The organism is Saccharopolyspora erythraea NRRL 2338 (assembly GCF_000062885.1).
Taxonomy (GTDB): domain Bacteria; phylum Actinomycetota; class Actinomycetes; order Mycobacteriales; family Pseudonocardiaceae; genus Saccharopolyspora_D; species Saccharopolyspora_D erythraea.
In genome coordinates, this window is record NC_009142.1 from 2944034 (window position 1) to 2961612 (window position 17579).

Annotated in this window: 6 protein-coding genes; all 6 read left to right on the plus strand. The window is 72.1% G+C overall.

Features of this window, described 5'->3' with window-relative positions; all coding sequences use genetic code 11:
* Nucleotides 1–31: 31 nt before the first annotated feature.
* The 6 genes from SACE_RS13090 to SACE_RS13115 are packed head-to-tail and all read left to right on the plus strand — an operon-like array spanning nt 32 to nt 17524.
* Entirely contained in the window at nt 32–268 is a 237-nt protein-coding gene (locus SACE_RS13090; RefSeq protein WP_009947638.1) for an MbtH family protein, read from the plus strand.
* Nucleotides 261–470: a hypothetical protein gene (locus SACE_RS37605; protein ID WP_009947637.1), complete on the plus strand. Its 210-nt coding sequence runs from the start codon at nt 261–263 to the stop codon at nt 468–470. The genes SACE_RS13090 and SACE_RS37605 overlap by 8 nt, the downstream gene beginning before the upstream one ends.
* Nucleotides 458–3961, plus strand: a complete 3504-nt coding sequence (locus SACE_RS13100; protein WP_011873792.1) for a non-ribosomal peptide synthetase — start codon at nt 458–460, stop codon at nt 3959–3961. The genes SACE_RS37605 and SACE_RS13100 overlap by 13 nt, the downstream gene beginning before the upstream one ends.
* Nucleotides 3958–5622, plus strand: a complete 1665-nt coding sequence (locus tag SACE_RS13105; protein WP_009947634.1) for a (2,3-dihydroxybenzoyl)adenylate synthase — start codon at nt 3958–3960, stop codon at nt 5620–5622. Before SACE_RS13100 ends, SACE_RS13105 begins: the two co-directional genes overlap by 4 nt.
* Nucleotides 5619–10370: a non-ribosomal peptide synthetase gene (locus SACE_RS13110; protein WP_009947632.1), complete on the plus strand. Its 4752-nt coding sequence runs from the start codon at nt 5619–5621 to the stop codon at nt 10368–10370. Before SACE_RS13105 ends, SACE_RS13110 begins: the two co-directional genes overlap by 4 nt.
* Entirely contained in the window at nt 10367–17524 is a 7158-nt protein-coding gene (locus SACE_RS13115; protein ID WP_011873793.1) for a non-ribosomal peptide synthetase, read from the plus strand. Before SACE_RS13110 ends, SACE_RS13115 begins: the two co-directional genes overlap by 4 nt.
* Nucleotides 17525–17579 lie beyond the last annotated feature (55 nt).

A 17579-nucleotide genomic window follows, 5' to 3' on the forward strand; every position in this document is an offset into this window, starting at 1 on the left:
GTCCTCCTGTTGTCATGTGAGGAGAACTTCCATGTCCAACAACCCGTTCGACGACGAGAACGGCGAGTTCCACGCCCTGGTGAACGCGGAAGGGCAGTACTCGCTGTGGCCCGCGTTCGTCACGGTCCCCGAGGGTTGGACGGTGGCTCACGGACCGGCCGGTAGGCAGGCCTGCCTGGACCACATCGAGTCCGCGTGGACCGACATGAGGCCGGCGAGTCTGGTCGACCGTGCCGAGCACGGTGATGCGAACCGCGTCCATGCGTGAACGCGTGGTGAGCGACGCGCACCGAGCGTCCGATGTAGACGGATCGCTGTCCGGCCAGACCGCTTTCCCGTTCCCCGACCGCGGTTCTGGCGTGACCGTGCCCTACCGCTCGTTCGAAGGTGGCGGGATGCAAGGACACCGGCCCGATGTTGCCGAGTCCGCACCGGTATTCACCTGGAAGGTGACGCTGTGGAAGAAGTGAAGACGCCCGACCTGAGCGAGGACGGGCTGTGCTCGGTGTTGGCCGAGCTCGTCGAGGAGGAACCGGAGGACGTCCGCGCCAGCGCGAACCTCTTCGAGCTCGGCCTCGATTCGATCGACCTCATGAAGCTGGTGAGCCGCTGGCGGCAAGCCGGTGTCCAGGCCGACTTCGCCGAGCTGGCGCACCGGCCCACCGTGCGGGACTGGGCGCGGTTGCTGGCCGACCGGCACGAGACGCCCGCTCAACCCGAGCACGACGGTGCGGTGCAGGACCCGGGCAGCGCATCCGACGCGGAGTTCGACCTCGCGTTGATGCAGCACGCCTACTGGGTGGGACGCACCGCTGACCAGCAGCTGGGCGGAGTGGCCGCCCATCTCTACACCGAGTTCGACGGAACCGGCGTCGACCCGGACCGGCTGCGCTCCGCGCTGTCGCATCTGGTGCAGCGGCACGACATGCTGCGGGTCCGCGTCGGTGACGACGGGCGCCAGCGGGTCTGCGCGGAGCCGGGCTGGCGTGGTCTGGTGGTGCGGGACCTCCGCGACGCACCTGACGCGGAGGTCGAGCAGAGCCTGGAGCGCACCCGCGACGCGATGTCCCACCAGGTGCTCGACATCGAGGCCGGTGAGGTGCTGTCGACCGTCCTGAGCCTGCTCCCCGGCGGGCGGACGCGGTTCCACCTGGACGTCGACATGGTCGCCGCCGACGCGGTCAGCTACCGGATCCTCCTGGCGGACCTGGCGCGCCTGTACGCCGAGCCGGATGCGGCCCTCCCGCCGATCCGGTACAGCTACCGCGAATACCTGGCCGCGCGTTCGGAAAGCCGCGATGACGCGGCGACGCGTGCGGCGGAGCACTGGGCGGCGAGGCTTCCCGGCCTTCCGGGCGCACCGGAGCTGCCGATGGCCCCTCAGTTCCCGGCACCGGGCAGGCCCCGGGTCGTCCGGGAGCACGTGTTCCTGCCGCCCGAGGAGCGCGACCTGCTGGAACGCGCGGCTCGCCGGCACGGCGTGACCCTGGCCGCCGCGGTCGCCACGGCCTTCGCCGAAGTTCTCGGTGCCTGGAGCTCCGAGCCGCGTTTCCTGGTCAACGTGCCGATGTTCGACCGGTCTCCGGTGCACTCCGACGTCGACCTCCTGGTCGGCGACTTCACGAGCTCGGTGCTGCTGGCCGTCGACCTCACCGAGCCGCTCGCCTTCGCCGACCGCGTCCGCGCCACCCAGGAGCGCCTGCACGCCGACGCCGCGCACGCCGAGCACTCCGGAGTGGAGGTGTTGCGGGACCTGACGCGCAGCGCCGGACGCCAGGTGCTGGCGCCGGTGGTCTTCACCAGCGCCCTGAACCTCGGCGAGCTCTTCCCCGGTGGCGTGCGGGAGCTGTTCGGCGAGGCGGTGTGGATCGTCTCGCAGGGGCCGCAGGTGCTGCTCGACGCGCAGATCACCGAGGTCGCCGACGGGCTGCTGGTGAACTGGGACGTGCGGGAGCGGGAGTTCGCCGAAGGCGTGGTGCCGGCGATGTTCGCGGCCTTCTCCTCGTTGGTCGAACGGCTCGCCGGAGAGCCCGACGCGTGGCGCACGCAGGTCGACGGGATGATCCCGTCCGCGCAGGCCGCCGTCCGCGACCGTGTCAACGAGACCGCGGGTCCCCGGTCGGGGCGGCTGCTGCACGAGGACTTCTTCGCCCATGCCGCCGCCGAGCCGGAAGCGCCGGCGGTGCTCTGGGGAGAGGACCGCGGCCTGTCCTACGGCGAGCTCGCCGACCAGGCGCTGCGCGTGGGCGCCGCTCTGCTCGACCGGGGAGTCGCGCCGGGCGACCCGGTCGGGGTCTCGCTGCCCAAGGGGGCCGACCAGGTGGTCGCCGTGCTGGGGGTCCTCGCCGCGGGCGGGGTGTACGTCCCGGTCGGGATCGACCAACCAGCGACGCGGGCAGCGCGGATCGCCCAGGTGGCCGGGTTCCAGGTGCAGATCACCGCGGACCGGGATGCCGACGGTGCCCTGGCGTTGGAGGACGCGTTCGCGCATCCCCCGCTGGCCGCTCCCGTCACTCAGGATGAAGAGCAACTCGCCTACGTGCTGTTCACCTCGGGCTCGACGGGTGAGCCCAAGGGCGTGGAAGTACCGCACCGCGCCGCCATGAACACGATCGAGGACCTGCGCCGGCGCTTCGGACTCGGACCTGGGGACCGGACGCTCGCGGTGTCGGCGCTGGACTTCGACCTCTCGGTGTTCGACGTGTTCGCTCCGCTGTCCGCCGGTGGCGCGGTGGTCGTGGTCGCCGAGGAGGAGCGCCGCGATGCCCACCGCTGGGCGGAGCTCGTCCGCGGGCACCAGGTCAGCGTTCTCAACTGCGTCCCCCCGCTGCTGGACGTGCTGCTGCGCGCTGTCGGGGAGAGCCAGGACCTCGCCTCGCTGCGGGTGGTCCTGCTCGGTGGCGACCGGGTCGGCGTGGATCTTCCCGGCAGGTTGTCCGCCGCCGCGCCCGGCTGCCGGTTCATCGCCCTCGGCGGGACCACCGAGACCGCGATCCACTCGACCATCCACGAGGTCCCGGCAGGCGGGTCGCTGCCCGCCGACTGCCAGTCGGTGCCGTACGGCACGCCGCTGCGCAACGTCGCATTGCGAGTCGTCGACGCGCTGGGCCGGGACTGCCCGGACTGGGTCGCGGGGGAGCTGTGGATCGGTGGCGACGGCGTGGCGCGGGGCTACCGCGCGGATCCGGATCGCACCGCGGACCGGTTCGTGGAGTCGGGTGGGCGCCGCTGGTACCGCACCGGAGACCTGGCCCGTTACCGGCCCGGCGGGATCGTCGAGTTCCTCGGTCGCCACGACGACCAGGTGAAGATCCGCGGGTTCCGGGTCGAGCTCGGCGAGGTCGAGGCCGCCCTCCTCGACGACTCCCGGGTCCGAGCCGCTGTGGCCGTGGCGCACGGCGAGTCCTCCCCGGTACTGGGGGCAGCGGTGGTGACCGACGGAACGGACGTGGACTCCGTCCGCGAGCGCGTGCGCGACCTGCTGCCCCCGCACATGGTTCCCGATCGGCTCGTCGCTGTTGAGCAGATCCCGTTGACGGGCAACGGCAAGGTCGACCGGCGGGCCGTCCGGAGCACGGTCGAGCGGTCCGTCCGAAACGCGACCGACCGCATCGCACCGCGGACCGACCTGGAACGCGCTCTGGCGATCGTGTGGGCCGAGGTCCTCGGAATCGACGACCTCGAGTCCGTGAGCGTCGATGACGACTTCTTCGCCGCGGGCGGCGATTCGCTGCTGGCCACCAAGCTCGTCACGGGGGTCCGCGACGCTCTCGACACCGCGGCGGTGTCGGTGCGGATGCTGCTTTCCCAGCCCACGATCGCCGGTCTGGCGGATCGCATGGGCGCAGCGGAGCAGGTCCCGGAGCGGCTCGAACGCGCCGCTGCTCTCTTCTGCGAGATCGCCGCGCTCTCCGAAGAAGAGGTCGTCGCCCAGCTCGGCACCGAGGAGGGAAAGTCATGAACGCGATGCCCGCACTCGACGGGTTCACACCCTGGCCCGGTGAGCTCGCCGACCACTACCGGAACGCGGGTCACTGGCGCGACGAGACGCTGGGCGGCCTGCTCCGGACCTGGGCGGCGCGCTCGGGTGACGCGCCGGCCGTCGTGGCCGAGAACGTCGGCTCGGCACGACGACTTTCCTACGCCGAACTCGATGGCCGGGTGGATGCGACCGCCGCGGGGCTGCGTGCGCTGGGCATCGCCGCTCGCGACCGAGTCGTGGTCCACCTGCCGAACACGCTCGACTTCGTCGTCGTGTTCTTCGCTCTGCTGCGGTGCGGCGCCGTGCCGGTGCTGGCGCTGCCCGCGCACCGGCAGTCCGAGATCGAACACTTCGTCACCCTCAGCGAGGCCGTGGCCTACGTGGTTCCCGACGAGCACGAAGGGTTCGACTTCCGCGGACTGGCCGCTGACGTGGCCGCCAAGGCGCCCTCGCTGCGGCACGTGTTGGTCTCCGGCGATCCCGGCCCCTTCACCGCGCTCGACGCGCTGCCGGCAGGCTCGGCCGAACCGCTTCCCGAAGCCGATCCGGGTGACGTCGCCGTTCTGCTCATTTCGGGCGGGACGACGGGAAAGCCCAAGCTCATCCCGCGCACTCACCGGGACTACGCCTACAACGCGCGAGCCAGCGCCGAGGTGTGCGCGCTGACCTCCGACGACGTCTACCTCGCGAGCCTGCCCGTCGCGCACAACTTCCCCCTCGCGTGCCCTGGGCTCCTCGGGGTGCTGGGTGCAGGCGGGACCGTTGTGCTGTCCCCCTCGCCGAGTCCCGACGTCGGGTTGCGGCTCGTGGAAAGGCATCGGGTGACCGTCACCGCGCTGGTGCCGCCCATGGTCCGGATGTGGGTGGACGTGGCGGCGTGGGACACCCACGACCGGTCGAGCCTGCGGCTGCTCCAGGTGGGCGGGGCCAAGCTCGACGACGGGTTGGCGCGGCAGGTCACGCCCGCTCTGGGCTGCCGGTTGCAACAGGTCTTCGGGATGGCTGAGGGACTGCTCAACTACACCCGCCTCGATGATCCGGACGAGCTCGTCTTCGGTACCCAGGGCAGACCGCTGTCACCCGACGACGAGGTGCGCGTGGTCGACGAGAACGGTGATCCGGTCGCTCCCGGTGAGGTGGGGGAGCTGTGGACGCGCGGCCCGTACACGCTGCGCGGCTACTACCGCGTGCCGGAGTACAACGCGACGTCGTTCACCCCCGACGGCTTCTACCGGAGCGGCGATCTCGTGCGTCAGCTGCCGAGCGGACATCTGGTCGTCGAGGGGCGGCGCAAGGACGTCATCAACCGCGGTGGTGAGAACGTGTCCGCCGCCACCCTCGAAGAGCACCTGCTCGCGCATCCGGCGATCGCTCAGGTGGCCGTTCTGGGCCTTCCCGACGACTCGGTCGGGGAGCGCGTGTGCGCGGTGGTCGTCCTCGCACCCGACGCCGGGCGCGCCCCGAAGCTCAAGGAGCTGCGGGCGTTCCTCATCGACCGCGGGCTCGCCCGGTTCATGTACCCGGACCGGCTCGTCGTGCGCGACGCGCTGCCCCTGACCGGCGTCGGCAAGATCAACAAGCGGGAGCTGGTCGCCGGCCTGACCGCAGGTTCCCAGGAGAAGGAAGGCGATGTCTCATGAGCACCGACGGAACCCGGGACCTCACCGCTCGGCGCCGCGAGCTCCTGCGCCGCCGCATGGCGGACGAGAACCTGCTCCACACCTCCGACCCCGAACCGGAAACCGCCGCGCCGGCAGGGGAGCGGCCGCTGTCGCCGGGCCAGCAGCGGATGTGGTCGATCCAGCAGCTCGATCCGCTCACGGTCGGCTACAACGTCACCATCGCCCTCGACGTGTCCGGAGAGCTCGACGCGGACCTCCTCGGACAGGCGCTGGAGCTCGTGGTGGCACGGCACGACATCCTGCGCACCGTCTACCGGTTGACCGATGACGGCACCGGTGACGGCCAGAGCCGTGTGGTGCAGGTCGTCCAGGACCAGTTCACGGCCCCCTACGACGTCTGCGACGTGCGTGATCTCGACGAGGCAGCCCGCGCGGCGCGGGTCGGCGAACTGGCCCGCGCCGTCGCTGGGCAGCCGTTCGACCTCGCGACGGACCCGCCGCTGCGCGTCCGCCTCATCCGCACCGGTGAGGCCAGCAGCACGCTGGTCGTCGTCGCACACCACATCGTGTGGGACGACGGCACCTCCGCGGTGTTCTTCGGCCAGCTGATGGACGACTACCGGCGCCTGTTGAGCGGTGAGCGCGTGGTGGCGCGGCGGTCGCCCCGCCAGTACGCCGACGTCGCGCTCGGCTCGCACGGCGCCGCCGGCGTCGACGACTCGGCGCTGGCCCACTGGCGCGACGAGCTGACGCCGCTTCCCGAGCTGCTGGACCTGCCCGGGATCTCGGGCGGTGCCGGCGGCGCGGGCCAGGAGCGGTCGCACCCGATGCGGGAAGGTACCGGGCGGCGTGTCCGCGAGATCGCCCGGCGTGAGGGCGCTTCGACGTTCATGGTGCTGTTCGCCGCGGTGTCGGCGCTGCTGCACCGGTACACGGGTGCCCGGGAGTTCCTGGTGGGCGCACCGGTGGTCAACCGCGACTTCCCCGGCGCGGAGGACGTCGTGGGCTACCTGGGCAACACCATCCCCCTGCGGGCCGAGGTCGACCCGTCCGACGACTTCCGCACCCTGCTCGCGCGGTCCCGCGCCACCTGCGTGGACGCCTACGCCCACCAGCACGTCGAGCTCGACGACATCGCGAAGGCCGCCGACGCGCAGCGGTTCCGGGGCGACGCGGGGCTGTTCAACGTGGTGTTGTCGCTGCGCTCGCCGGTGCTGGAGCCCTTCCGCGCCGCCGGGTTGCAGGTCGGTCGCCGGCACGTGCCGGGCACCGACGCGCGGTTCGACCTGACGCTGGCCGTCGAGACCGACGGGGACGAGCTGGCGGTCGAGGCCAACTACCCGGCCCGTCACGACGCCGACGACCAGGTCCGCGGGTTGCTGGAGCACCTGGACCGGCTTCTCGACGCGGCTCTGGCCGACCCGGCCACGCCGGTCGGCGAGCTGGAGCTGCTTGCGCCCGGGGAACGGGAACGGCTGCTCCACGAGTGCAACGACACCGCGACGCGAACCGACGAGCGGTTGCTGCCGGAGCGGTTCAAGGCCCAGGTGGCGCTCACCCCGGACGCCCTCGCGGTGACCGCACCCGGCGAGGAGGCCGGCACCGAGCTGACCTACGCCGAGCTGAACGCGCGGGCGAACCGGCTCGCCCGGGAACTGGTCGGCCGGGGCATCGGACCGGAGCACGTGGTCGCGCTGGCGGTCCCTCGGTCGCCGGCGATGATGGTGGCCGCCCTGGCGGTCCTCAAGGCCGGGGCGGCGTACGTGCCCGTCGACCCCTCCTATCCGGCTGAGCGGGTCCGGCTGATGCTGGCCGACTCCAGCCCGGCGCTGCTGCTCGCGACGTGCACGGTGGCCGCGGAGCTGCCTGACGGGGGAGTGCGGCGACTGCTGCTCGACGATCCCGAGGTCGCGGAGCAGGTGGCCGCGCTGCCCGGCACCGACCTCGCCGACAGCGACCGCAACGCGCCGTTGCTGCCTGGCCACCCCGCCTACGTCATCTACACCTCGGGGTCGACGGGCACGCCCAAGGGTGTCGTCGTCGCGCACCGAGCGCTGAGCAACCACCTGGACTGGGCGGTCCGCCGGTTCGCCGGGCTGGGTGGGCGCACGCTGCTGCACTCGTCGATGTCGTTCGACTTCTCGGTGACGCCGATGTACGGGCCGCTGTTGTGCGGTGGGGTCCTGGAGCTCTGCGAGGACAGCCCGGACGCGATCGCCAACGCCACCGGACCGGCCACCTTCCTCAAGATCACCCCGAGCCACCTCCCGCTGCTCCCCTCGGTGCGGTTCGCAGCCGAGGGGCCCCGGACGCTGGTGATCGCAGGCGAGTCCCTGCACGGCGAGTCCCTCGTGGACCGTCAACCGCCGGAGGGCGAGGGCCTCGACGTGATCAACGAGTACGGGCCGACGGAAACCACGGTGGGCTGCACGCTCCACGACATCCCCTTCGCGGACGGTGCTCCAGCCGGTCCCGTGCCGATCGGGCGGCCGGTCGCGAACACGCGTTGCCACGTCCTCGACCAGGCGTTGCGACCCGTTCCCGCGGGTGTTCCCGGCGAGCTCTACATCGGGGGGAGCCAGCTCGCACGCGGGTACCTCGGGCGTCCGGGCCTGACGGCCTCGCGGTTCGTCGCCGATCCCTTCGCGGGAACGGGAGAACGGCTCTACCGCACCGGTGACCGGGTGCGCAGGCGTGCCGACGGCGCGCTGGAGTTCGTCGGCCGGGTCGACGAGCAGGTGAAGATCCGGGGGCATCGCGTGGAACCCGGTGAGGTCGAAGCGGTGCTGCTTCGGCACCCGGCGGTCGCGCAGGCCGTTGTCGTGGGCCGGTCGGACGGGCCGAGCGGTACGTACCTGGCGGCCTACGTCGTTCTGAACGACTCCGGCCAGTCCGTTGTGGACGGTGCGGCGCTGCGCGAGCAGGTCGCGGCGCAGCTGCCCGAGCACATGGTGCCCGGGGTCGTGGTCGTGCTCGGCGAACTGCCGCTCTCGCCGTCGGGCAAGGCCGATCGGCGCGCGCTGCCCGCGCCGGAGTTCACCCCCGACGCACCGACCTCCCGGGAACCTTCCAACGAGGTCGAACGAACCCTGGTGCGGCTGTTCTCCGAGGTGCTGCACCGCGACGACGTCGGCGTCACGGACTCGTTCCACGCGCTCGGCGGGGACAGCATCGTCACGATCCAGCTCGTCGCCCGGGCCCGGAAGGCCGGGCTGCGGATCAGGCCGCGCGACGTGTTCGAACACCGGACCGCCGAGGCGCTGGCCGCGGCACTGCCCGAGGCGGACGCCGCGCAGACCGAGGCCGCTCCGGACGACGACCCGGTCGGACCGGTGGAGCCGACGCCGATCGTGCGGTCGTTCGCCGAGCGGGGGCCGCTCGGAGACCGCCACCGGATGTCGGTGCTGCTGGACGTCCCGGCCCTGGAACGCGGGTCGCTCGTCCGCGCGGTGCAGGCGGTTCTCGACACGCACGACGCACTTCGGGCACGTTCGTCGGCCGGCACCCCCGGCCTGGAGGTCCGCCCTCGCGGAGCGGTCCAGGCGGACTCGGTCGTGCGCGTCGTCGCGGCGCCGCGGGGAGCCACGCCGGAGGAGGTCGAGCACGAGATCGAGTCCGCCGCCGCCCGACTGGACCCCCGGTCCGGTGTGATGGTGCAGGTCGTGTGGTTCGACGCGGGAGAGCAGCGTCCAGGCCGGTTGCTGCTCGTCGTGCACCACTCGGTCGTCGACGGGGTGTCGCTGCGGATCCTGACCGAAGACCTGGCCACCGCGTGGCGTGCGGTCGACGCGGGCACCGACCCCGCGCTGCCCGCGGTGGGCACTTCGCTGCGCAGCTGGTCCCGCGGGCTGGTCCGGCAGGCTCCGGCGCGAGCGCACGAGCTCTCCCACTGGCGAAGCGTGCTCGCCGAGGATTCCGCACCCGGTGAGCGGGGTGTCGATCCCGCACGCGACACGTGGGCGACCGTGCGGACGGTGACCGTCGAGCTGGACGACGCCACGACCGATGCGGTGTTGACGACCGTGCCGCAGGCGTTCTTCGGCGCTGTCGACGACGTGCTGCTCGCCGGGTTCGGGCTCGCCGTGGCGGCATGGCGTCGCGACCGCGGCGAGGACGCCCGGTCGCCGCTGGTCCTGGTGGAGGGCCACGGCCGCGAGGAGAGCGCGGTACCCGGTGCCGACCTCTCCCGGACGGTCGGCTGGTTCACCAGCCAGTACCCGGTGCGGCTCGGCCTCGCCGACATCGACCCGGACGAGGCGTTGGCCGGGGGACCCGCCGCGGGCACGGCGGTCAAGCGGGTCAAGGAGACCCTGCGGTCGGTGCCCGACCACGGGATCGGCTACGGGATGCTGCGCTACCTCGACCCGGCTTCCTCCGGCGAGCTGGCCGCGATGCCGGAGCCGGAGTTCGGGTTCAACTACCTGGGCCGGATGGACACCGGCTCCGGTGACTGGTCGATCGCCCCGGGCGGGGTGAGCGCCGCGTACGACCCGGACATGCCCGTGGCGGTGCCGCTGGTGGTCAACGCGGTCACCGAGGTCGGCCCCGGTGGCCCGCGGCTCACCGCGCACTGGATGTACGCCGGGAACCTGCTCGCCGACGCCGAGGTCCGCGATCTCGCGCGCCGCTGGTCCGAAGCGCTCGACGCGCTGGTCCGGCACGCGGCCGGCCCCGGCGCCGGCGGGCGCACACCTTCGGACCTGTCCCTGGTGTCGCTGGACCAGGCCCAGCTCGACGCCCTCGAAGCGAAGTGGAAGAAGCCATGAGCACAACGCGGTCGGCGATCGAGGACGTACTACCGCTGTCCCCGCTGCAGCAGGGGCTGCTGTTCCACGCCACCTTCGACGAACACGACCCGGACGCCGTGGACGTCTACGTCGCGCAGCTGGTCCTCGACGTGGAGGGCCCGCTCGACCTGGACCGGATGAGGGCCGCGGTCACCGAGCTCACCGCGCGACACCCCGTGCTGCGGACCGCGATCGTCCGCGACTTCGGTGATCCCGTGCAGGTGGTGCTGCGCGAGGTGGAGGTGCCCTGGACGAGCGTCGACCTGTCCGGGCGGGCCGACGCGCGGGCGGAGGCGGACCGGCTGGTCCAGCGGGACCGGCTTGACCGGTTCACCTTGGACACGGCCCCGCTGATCCGGTTCACCGCGATCGCGCTGGGGCCTGAACATCACCGCCTGGTGCTCACCAACCACCACATCATCAGCGACGGCTGGTCCACTCCGCTGTTGATGCGCGACCTGTTCGCCCTCTACGCGGCCGGTGGCCGGTCGACAGCACCCGAACTGCCGGCGAGCCGCCCGTACCGGGACTACCTCGCGTGGCTGCAGCAGCAGGACGACACGGCCTCCCTGCGGGCGTGGACCTCGGCGCTGGAAGGTGTCGAGGAGCCGACGCTGCTGGCGCCGTCGGCGCACGGGGGTTCGCCCGCGCTTCCGGAAGAGGTCGTCGAAGCACTGCCCGACGGCCTCGTCTCGGAGCTCCGCGGGCTCGCCCAGCGCCTGGGCGTCACGCTCAACACCGTTCTGCAGGTCGGGTGGGGGCTGCTGGTGGGGCAGCTCACCGGCGGCGGCGACGTCGTGTTCGGCACCACCGTGTCGGGACGGCCGCCGGACCTGCCGGGCGTCGAGTCGATGGTCGGCCTGTTCATCAACACCGTGCCGGTCCGGGTCCGGGTGAGGCCCGGTGAACCGGTGAGCGGACTGCTGTCCCGGGTGCAGGCCGAGCAGGTCTCCCTGATGGACCACCACCACGTGGGCCTCGCGGCCATCCAGAGCGCGCTCGGTGCCGGACGTGGGGAGTTGTTCGACTCGCTCGTGGTGTTCGAGTCGTTCCCGTTCGGCACGGAGTCGATCAACGAGGCGCAGCGGGCCGCCGGGTTGCGTTGCACCTCCGTCGAGCGGCCGATCGCGACGCACTACCCGTTGACGCTGATGGCGATGCCGACGGGCGACAGCCTGGAGCTGACGCTCAAGTACCGGCCCGACGCCTACGACGCCGGCGAGGCGCGGACCCTGCTCGACCGACTCGTCGTGGTGCTCGAGGGGATCGCCGCGGATCCGGACGCACCCGCGGGCGCGGTCGATGTGCTCGCCGGTGACAGGCGAGCCGAGTTGCTGAGCGCCGGACGTGCGGAACCGGTCGACGTTCCGGCGCGCACGCTGCCCGAGCTCTTCGCCGACCAGGTGCGGCGCACGCCGGATGCGGTGGCCGTGGTGTCCGGGCAGGACGAGCTCACCTACGCGGAGCTGGACGCCCGGGCGAACTCGCTCGCGCAGCGCCTGACCCGTGCGGGGATCGGCCCCGAAGACCGGGTGGCGCTGTTGGTGCCGCGGTCGGCGGACCTCGTCGTGGCGGTGCTGGGCGTGCTCAAGAGCGGCGCAGCCTACGTTCCGATCGACCCCGACCACCCGGCGGACCGGATCCGGTTCGTCCTCGGCGACGCCGCTCCGGCCGCGCTGGTCGCCGGCGGCGACCTCGCCGAGCTGCCGGACGTGCGGGTGCCGCTGTTCCACGTGACGGCGCCATCGTCGGCGGACGACTCACCGGCCGGCGCACCGCAGGTCGCACCGCCGGACGTGGATCAGCCCGCCTACGTCATCTACACCTCCGGCTCCACCGGAACGCCCAAGGGCGTCGTGGTGTCGCACCGCAACGTCGTCGGACTGTTCGCGGCCACGGAGTCCCTGTTCCAGTTCGGTCCTGAGGACGTGTGGACCCTCTTCCACTCCTACGCGTTCGACTTCTCGGTCTGGGAGCTGTGGGGGCCGTTGCTGCACGGTGGGCGACTCGTCGTCGTACCGCGCGAGGTCACGCGCTCACCCGCGGACTTCCTGCGTCTGCTCGCAGAGCACCGGGTGACCGTGCTGAACCAGACGCCGTCGGCGTTCGAGGAGCTCTCGCGCGCAGATGCCGATGCTCCCGGCACCGCGCTCGCACTGCGCGTGGTGGTCTTCGGCGGCGAGGCACTGGAACCGACGCGCCTGGCGAGCTGGTACGAGCGGCACGGCGACAGCACGCCGCTGCTGGTCAACATGTACGGGATCACCGAGACGACGGTGCACGTCAGCTACCTCGCGCTGGACGGCTCGCATGCGACCTCGCCGGCCAGCGCCATCGGTCGTGGACTGCCCGGCCTCAGCACGTACCTGCTCGACGAGGCGCTTCGCCCGGTGCCCGACGGTGTCGTGGGCGAGCTCTACGTCGGCGGTGCCCAACTCGCCCGCGGCTACCTGGGCAGGCCTGGGCTGACCGCCACCCGTTTCGTGGCCGATCCGTTCGGTGCGCCGGGGGAGCGGCTCTACCGGACCGGCGACCTCGCCCGCCGGGCCGGGGACGGGCGGCTGGAGTACGTCGGCAGGGCCGACGACCAGGTGAAGATCCGGGGATTCCGCATCGAGCCCGCGGAGATCTCCTCCGTCCTGGCCACGCATCCGGACGTGAGCCGCTGCGCCGTCGTCGCGCGCCACGGTGCGCAGGGCGGGGCGTACCTGGTCGTCTACGTCGTCGGCGAGTCGGTGGACCCGGCGGCCCTGCGCGGCTACCTGGCGGCGCGGTTGCCCGAGCACATGGTGCCCGCGGCGTTCGTGGAGCTGGAGTCGCTTCCGCTGACGGGAAACGGGAAGCTGGACCGGCGTGCGCTGCCCGCACCCGAGTTCGGCAGCACCGCGCCGTCCCGGGAACCGGCCACCGACACCGAGCGCGTCCTCGCCGAACTCTTCGCCGACGTGCTCGGACGGGACGAGGGGACGCCGGTCGGCGTCGACGAGTCGTTCTTCTCGCTCGGCGGCCACTCCCTGCTCGCCACGAGGCTGGTGTCGCGGATCCGCTCGCGCCTCGGCCAGGAGATCGGTGTCCGCGCGGTTTTCGACCATCCGACCGTCGCGGGGCTCGCCCGCGTTGTGGAGGGGACCGACACCGATCTCCGCCCGTCGCCGCAGTCCGCGGACCGGCGGCCCACCCGGCTGCCGCTGTCGTTCGCCCAGCAGCGGCTGTGGTTCCTGTACTGCTTCGACGGCCCGACGCCCAACTACAACATTCCGTTCGCACTGCGGATCTCAGGTGAGCTGGACGTGCCCGCGCTGCGCAAGGCACTCGGCGACGTGGTCGAACGGCACGAGAGCCTGCGCACCGTCATCGCGTCCGACGACGAGGGCCCGTACCAGTGCATCCTGGACCCGGCCGAGTGCCGACCGGAAGTTCCAATGGGCGAAGTGGGTTCCGAGGAGCAGCTCACCGCCGTGCTGGCCGAGGAGGCCCGGTACCCGTTCGAGCTCGACCGCGACCTGCCGATCCGGTGCCGGCTGTGGCGGCTGGCCGACGACCAGCACGTCCTCACCGTCGTCCTGCACCACATCGCGGGTGACGGCTGGTCGACCGACGTCCTGCTCGACGACCTGTCGGTCGCCTACCGCGCACGCCGGACGAACCGCGAACCGGAATGGTCCCCGCTGTCGGTGCAGTACGCCGACTACGCGCTCTGGCAGCGCGACCTCCTCGGTTCCGATGACGATCCGGACAGCCTGGGCGCCACCCAGATCCGGTACTGGCAGGAGGCGCTCGAAGGGCTCGGCGAAGAACTCGCCCTGCCCGCGGACCGCCCGCGCCCACGGCAGCCGTCGTATCGCGGTGACCTCGTGCGCGGTTCGCTCGACGCGACGACGGCCGCCGGACTGCGTGCGCTGAGCGCGGAGCTCGGCGCGAGCGAGTTCATGGTCGCCCAGGCCGCGGTCGCGGTGACCCTGGCCAAGCTCGGCGCCGGAAGCGACGTCCCGCTCGGGGCGCCGATCGCCGGGCGCACCGACGAGTCGTTGTCCGGCCTCGTCGGCTTCTTCGTCAACACCCTCGTGGTGCGCAACGACGTGTCGGGCAATCCGACGCTGCGCGAGGTCGCCGGTCGAACCAGGGACGTCGTGCTCGCCGGGCTCGAACACCAGGACGTGCCGTTCGAGCGGCTGGTGGAGGTGCTGAACCCCGAACGCACCCCTTCGCGGCACCCGTTGTTCCAGGTGATGGTGGTCCACGAGACCGCTCCGGAGCGGGGAGCCCTGGACGAGCTCGACGCGCGTCTGCTCGTACCGGACCTGGGGATCGCCAAGTTCGACCTGTCGTTCCGGTTCCGCGCCGCACCCGACCGCTCCGGCCTGGACGTCGAGATCGCCTACAGCACCGACCTGTTCGACGAGGACACGGTCGAGTCGATGCTGACCCGGCTGCGGCGGGTGCTCGAGGTCATGGCCACAGCTCCCGATACGCGCATCGGAGCCGTGGACGTGTTGAGCGGCGCCGAGCGCCACCAGCTGCTCCAGGAGTTCAACGACACCGATGCGCCTGTTCCGGAGACCACGCTGCCGGAGCTGTTCGCCGAGCAGGTTCGCCGCACGCCCGACGAGGTCGCCGTGGTCGGCGCCGGAACCCGGCTGACCTACGCCGAGCTGGACACCCGTGCGGCAGCCTTGGCCGCGCGGTTGGCCGCGCGCGGCATGGGGCCGGAGCAGATCGTGGGCCTGCACCTGGACCGCTCGCCCGAACTCGTCGTCGCGCTGCTGGCGGTCCTGCGCTGCGGGGCGGCGTTCGCGCCGGTGGAGCCGTCCCTGCCGGCCGCGCGGGTCGCCGAGCTGTGCCGGACCTCGGGCACTCGGCTCGTGCTGACGACGCAGGCCGGACGTGCCGACCTGCCCGAGCTGGACGGGGTCGACGTGCTCGCCGTCGACGGGGACGAGGCAGCGGCCGAACCACCGGCAGAGCACGAGGTCCGGCCGCCGTTGACCGGGGACAACCTGGCCTACGTCATCTACACCTCGGGAACCACCGGTAGGCAGAAGGGGGCGATGATCAGGCACCGTCCGATCTGCTTCCGGCTGCTGTGGCAGGCCCGGCTGCTCGGGTTCGGCCCCGGCGACGCCGCGCTGTTCAAGGCGCCCCTGGGCTTCGACATCTCGGTCAACGAGATCTTCCTGCCGCTGGTCACCGGGGCGCGGGTCGTGATCGCCGAACCCGGGGTCGAACGCGACGCCGAGCAACTGCTCGAGATCATCCGCGAGCACCGGGTCACCTTCGCCTACCTCGTCTCGTCGGTGCTCGACGTGATGCTGGGTCTTCCCGGCATCGAGGACGTCGCGGGATCGCTGAAGCACGTGTGGTGCGGAGGTGAAGCGCTCACGCCGGAACTGTTCGCCAGGTTCCGACGGCAGCTCGCGGACTCGGTCATGTACCACGGCTACGGCCCGGCCGAGGCGACGATCGGCGTCAGCCACGAGTTCTACCGGCCCGGCACCGAGCGCGCGTCGGTGAGCATCGGACGACCGAACCCCAACACGCGGATGTACGTGCTCGACGAGCACCTGCAGCCCGTACCGGTGGGTGTGCAGGGCGAGCTGTACGTCGCGGGACTCCAACTCGGCCGCGGATACGTCAACGCGCCGGCGCTGACGGCGTCCCGGTTCGTCGCCGATCCGTTCGGTCCGGCCGGCGAACGCATGTACCGCACCGGCGACCTCGCCTGCTGGACGGCCGGAGGAACGCTTGAGTTCCGCGGACGTGCCGACCACCAGGTGAAGATCCGCGGGATGCGGGTCGAACTGCAGGAGGTCGAGTCGGTGCTCTCCGAGCACCCGGCGGTCCGGCAGGCCGTGGTGGTGACGGCTCGCTCGCGCAGCGACGTCGGGCTGCTCGTCGCCTACTGCACCACCACCGACGAGTCCGTCACCGGTGACGGACTTCGGGGCTGGCTCCGGGGACGTCTGCCCGAGCACATGGTTCCCGCCGCGGTCGTGTGCCTGCCCCGGTTCCCGCTGATGCCGTCGGGGAAGGTGGACCGCCGCTCGCTGCCGATGCCCGAGCTGGGCTCCGCGGTGGCCTACCGGGACCCGGCGACGCCGACGGAAAAGGCGCTTTCCGCCCTGTTCGGGGAGATCCTCGGTGTCGACCGCGTCGGAGCCGACGACTCGTTCTTCGAGCTCGGCGGGTACTCGCTGCTGGCCACCCGGCTGGTTGCGCGGGTGCAGGCCGAGCTGGGGGTGGAGGTCGCGCTGCGGACGGTTTTCGACGCGCCCACCGTGGCCGACCTGGCCCGCATCATCGACGTCGGTGACGTGGCCGCCCTGCCCGCGGGGTCGCGGTCGGGCGGCGCGTTCGCCCCGCTGCTGCCGCTGCGCAGAACGGGCAGGAACCCGGGGCTGTTCTGCGTGCACCCCAAGCTCGGGTTGGCCTGGATGTACTCGGGCCTGCTGCCCCACCTCGGCAGGGAGCGGCCCGTCTACGGGTTGCAGGCCACCGGCATCGACCCGGACCACCGGCAAGCACCGGACATCACCTACCTGGCGCACACCTACGCCGAGCGGATCGTCGAGCAGCAGCCCGAGGGCCCGTACTACCTCCTCGGCTGGTCGCTGGGCGGACGAATCGCCCAGCTGGCCGGTTGCGTGCTGGAGAGCTGGGGCCACGAGGTCCCGCTGCTGGTTCTGCTCGACGCCCATGCGGAAGTGGGCGGGGCGGTGGCGGACGACGACGCGCCGCCGGACCGCTCGACGTTGTACCACCGGTGGCTCGAACGCGCCGGCTACGACGTCAGCGGGCTGGAGCCGACCGAGGTCACCCCGGCCACGGTTCGGCGCTACGCCGCCGAGTTCGGTGGCGTCTTCGGCGGACTCGACGAGGAGGACATCCACGAGCTGGTGAACAGCCTGCTCGCGATCACCCGCATCGACCGGAGCGCCGAGCCCGGTGTCTTCGGCGGCGAGGTGCTGTTCTTCTCCGCGCGCGGAGGCGACAGCAAGGCGATCGACGAGTGGCGCCCCTACCTCACGGGGACGGTGCACGAGCACGAGGTGGACTTCGACCACGACGACCTCATGGCGCCGAACTCGTTGGCGCAGATCGGTCCCGTCGTGGCCGAACACCTGCGGGGGCGGTGAAACGCGGAAGGGCCCGGCGGCGTGCGCGTCACGCGGCCGGGCCCTTCGGCGACGA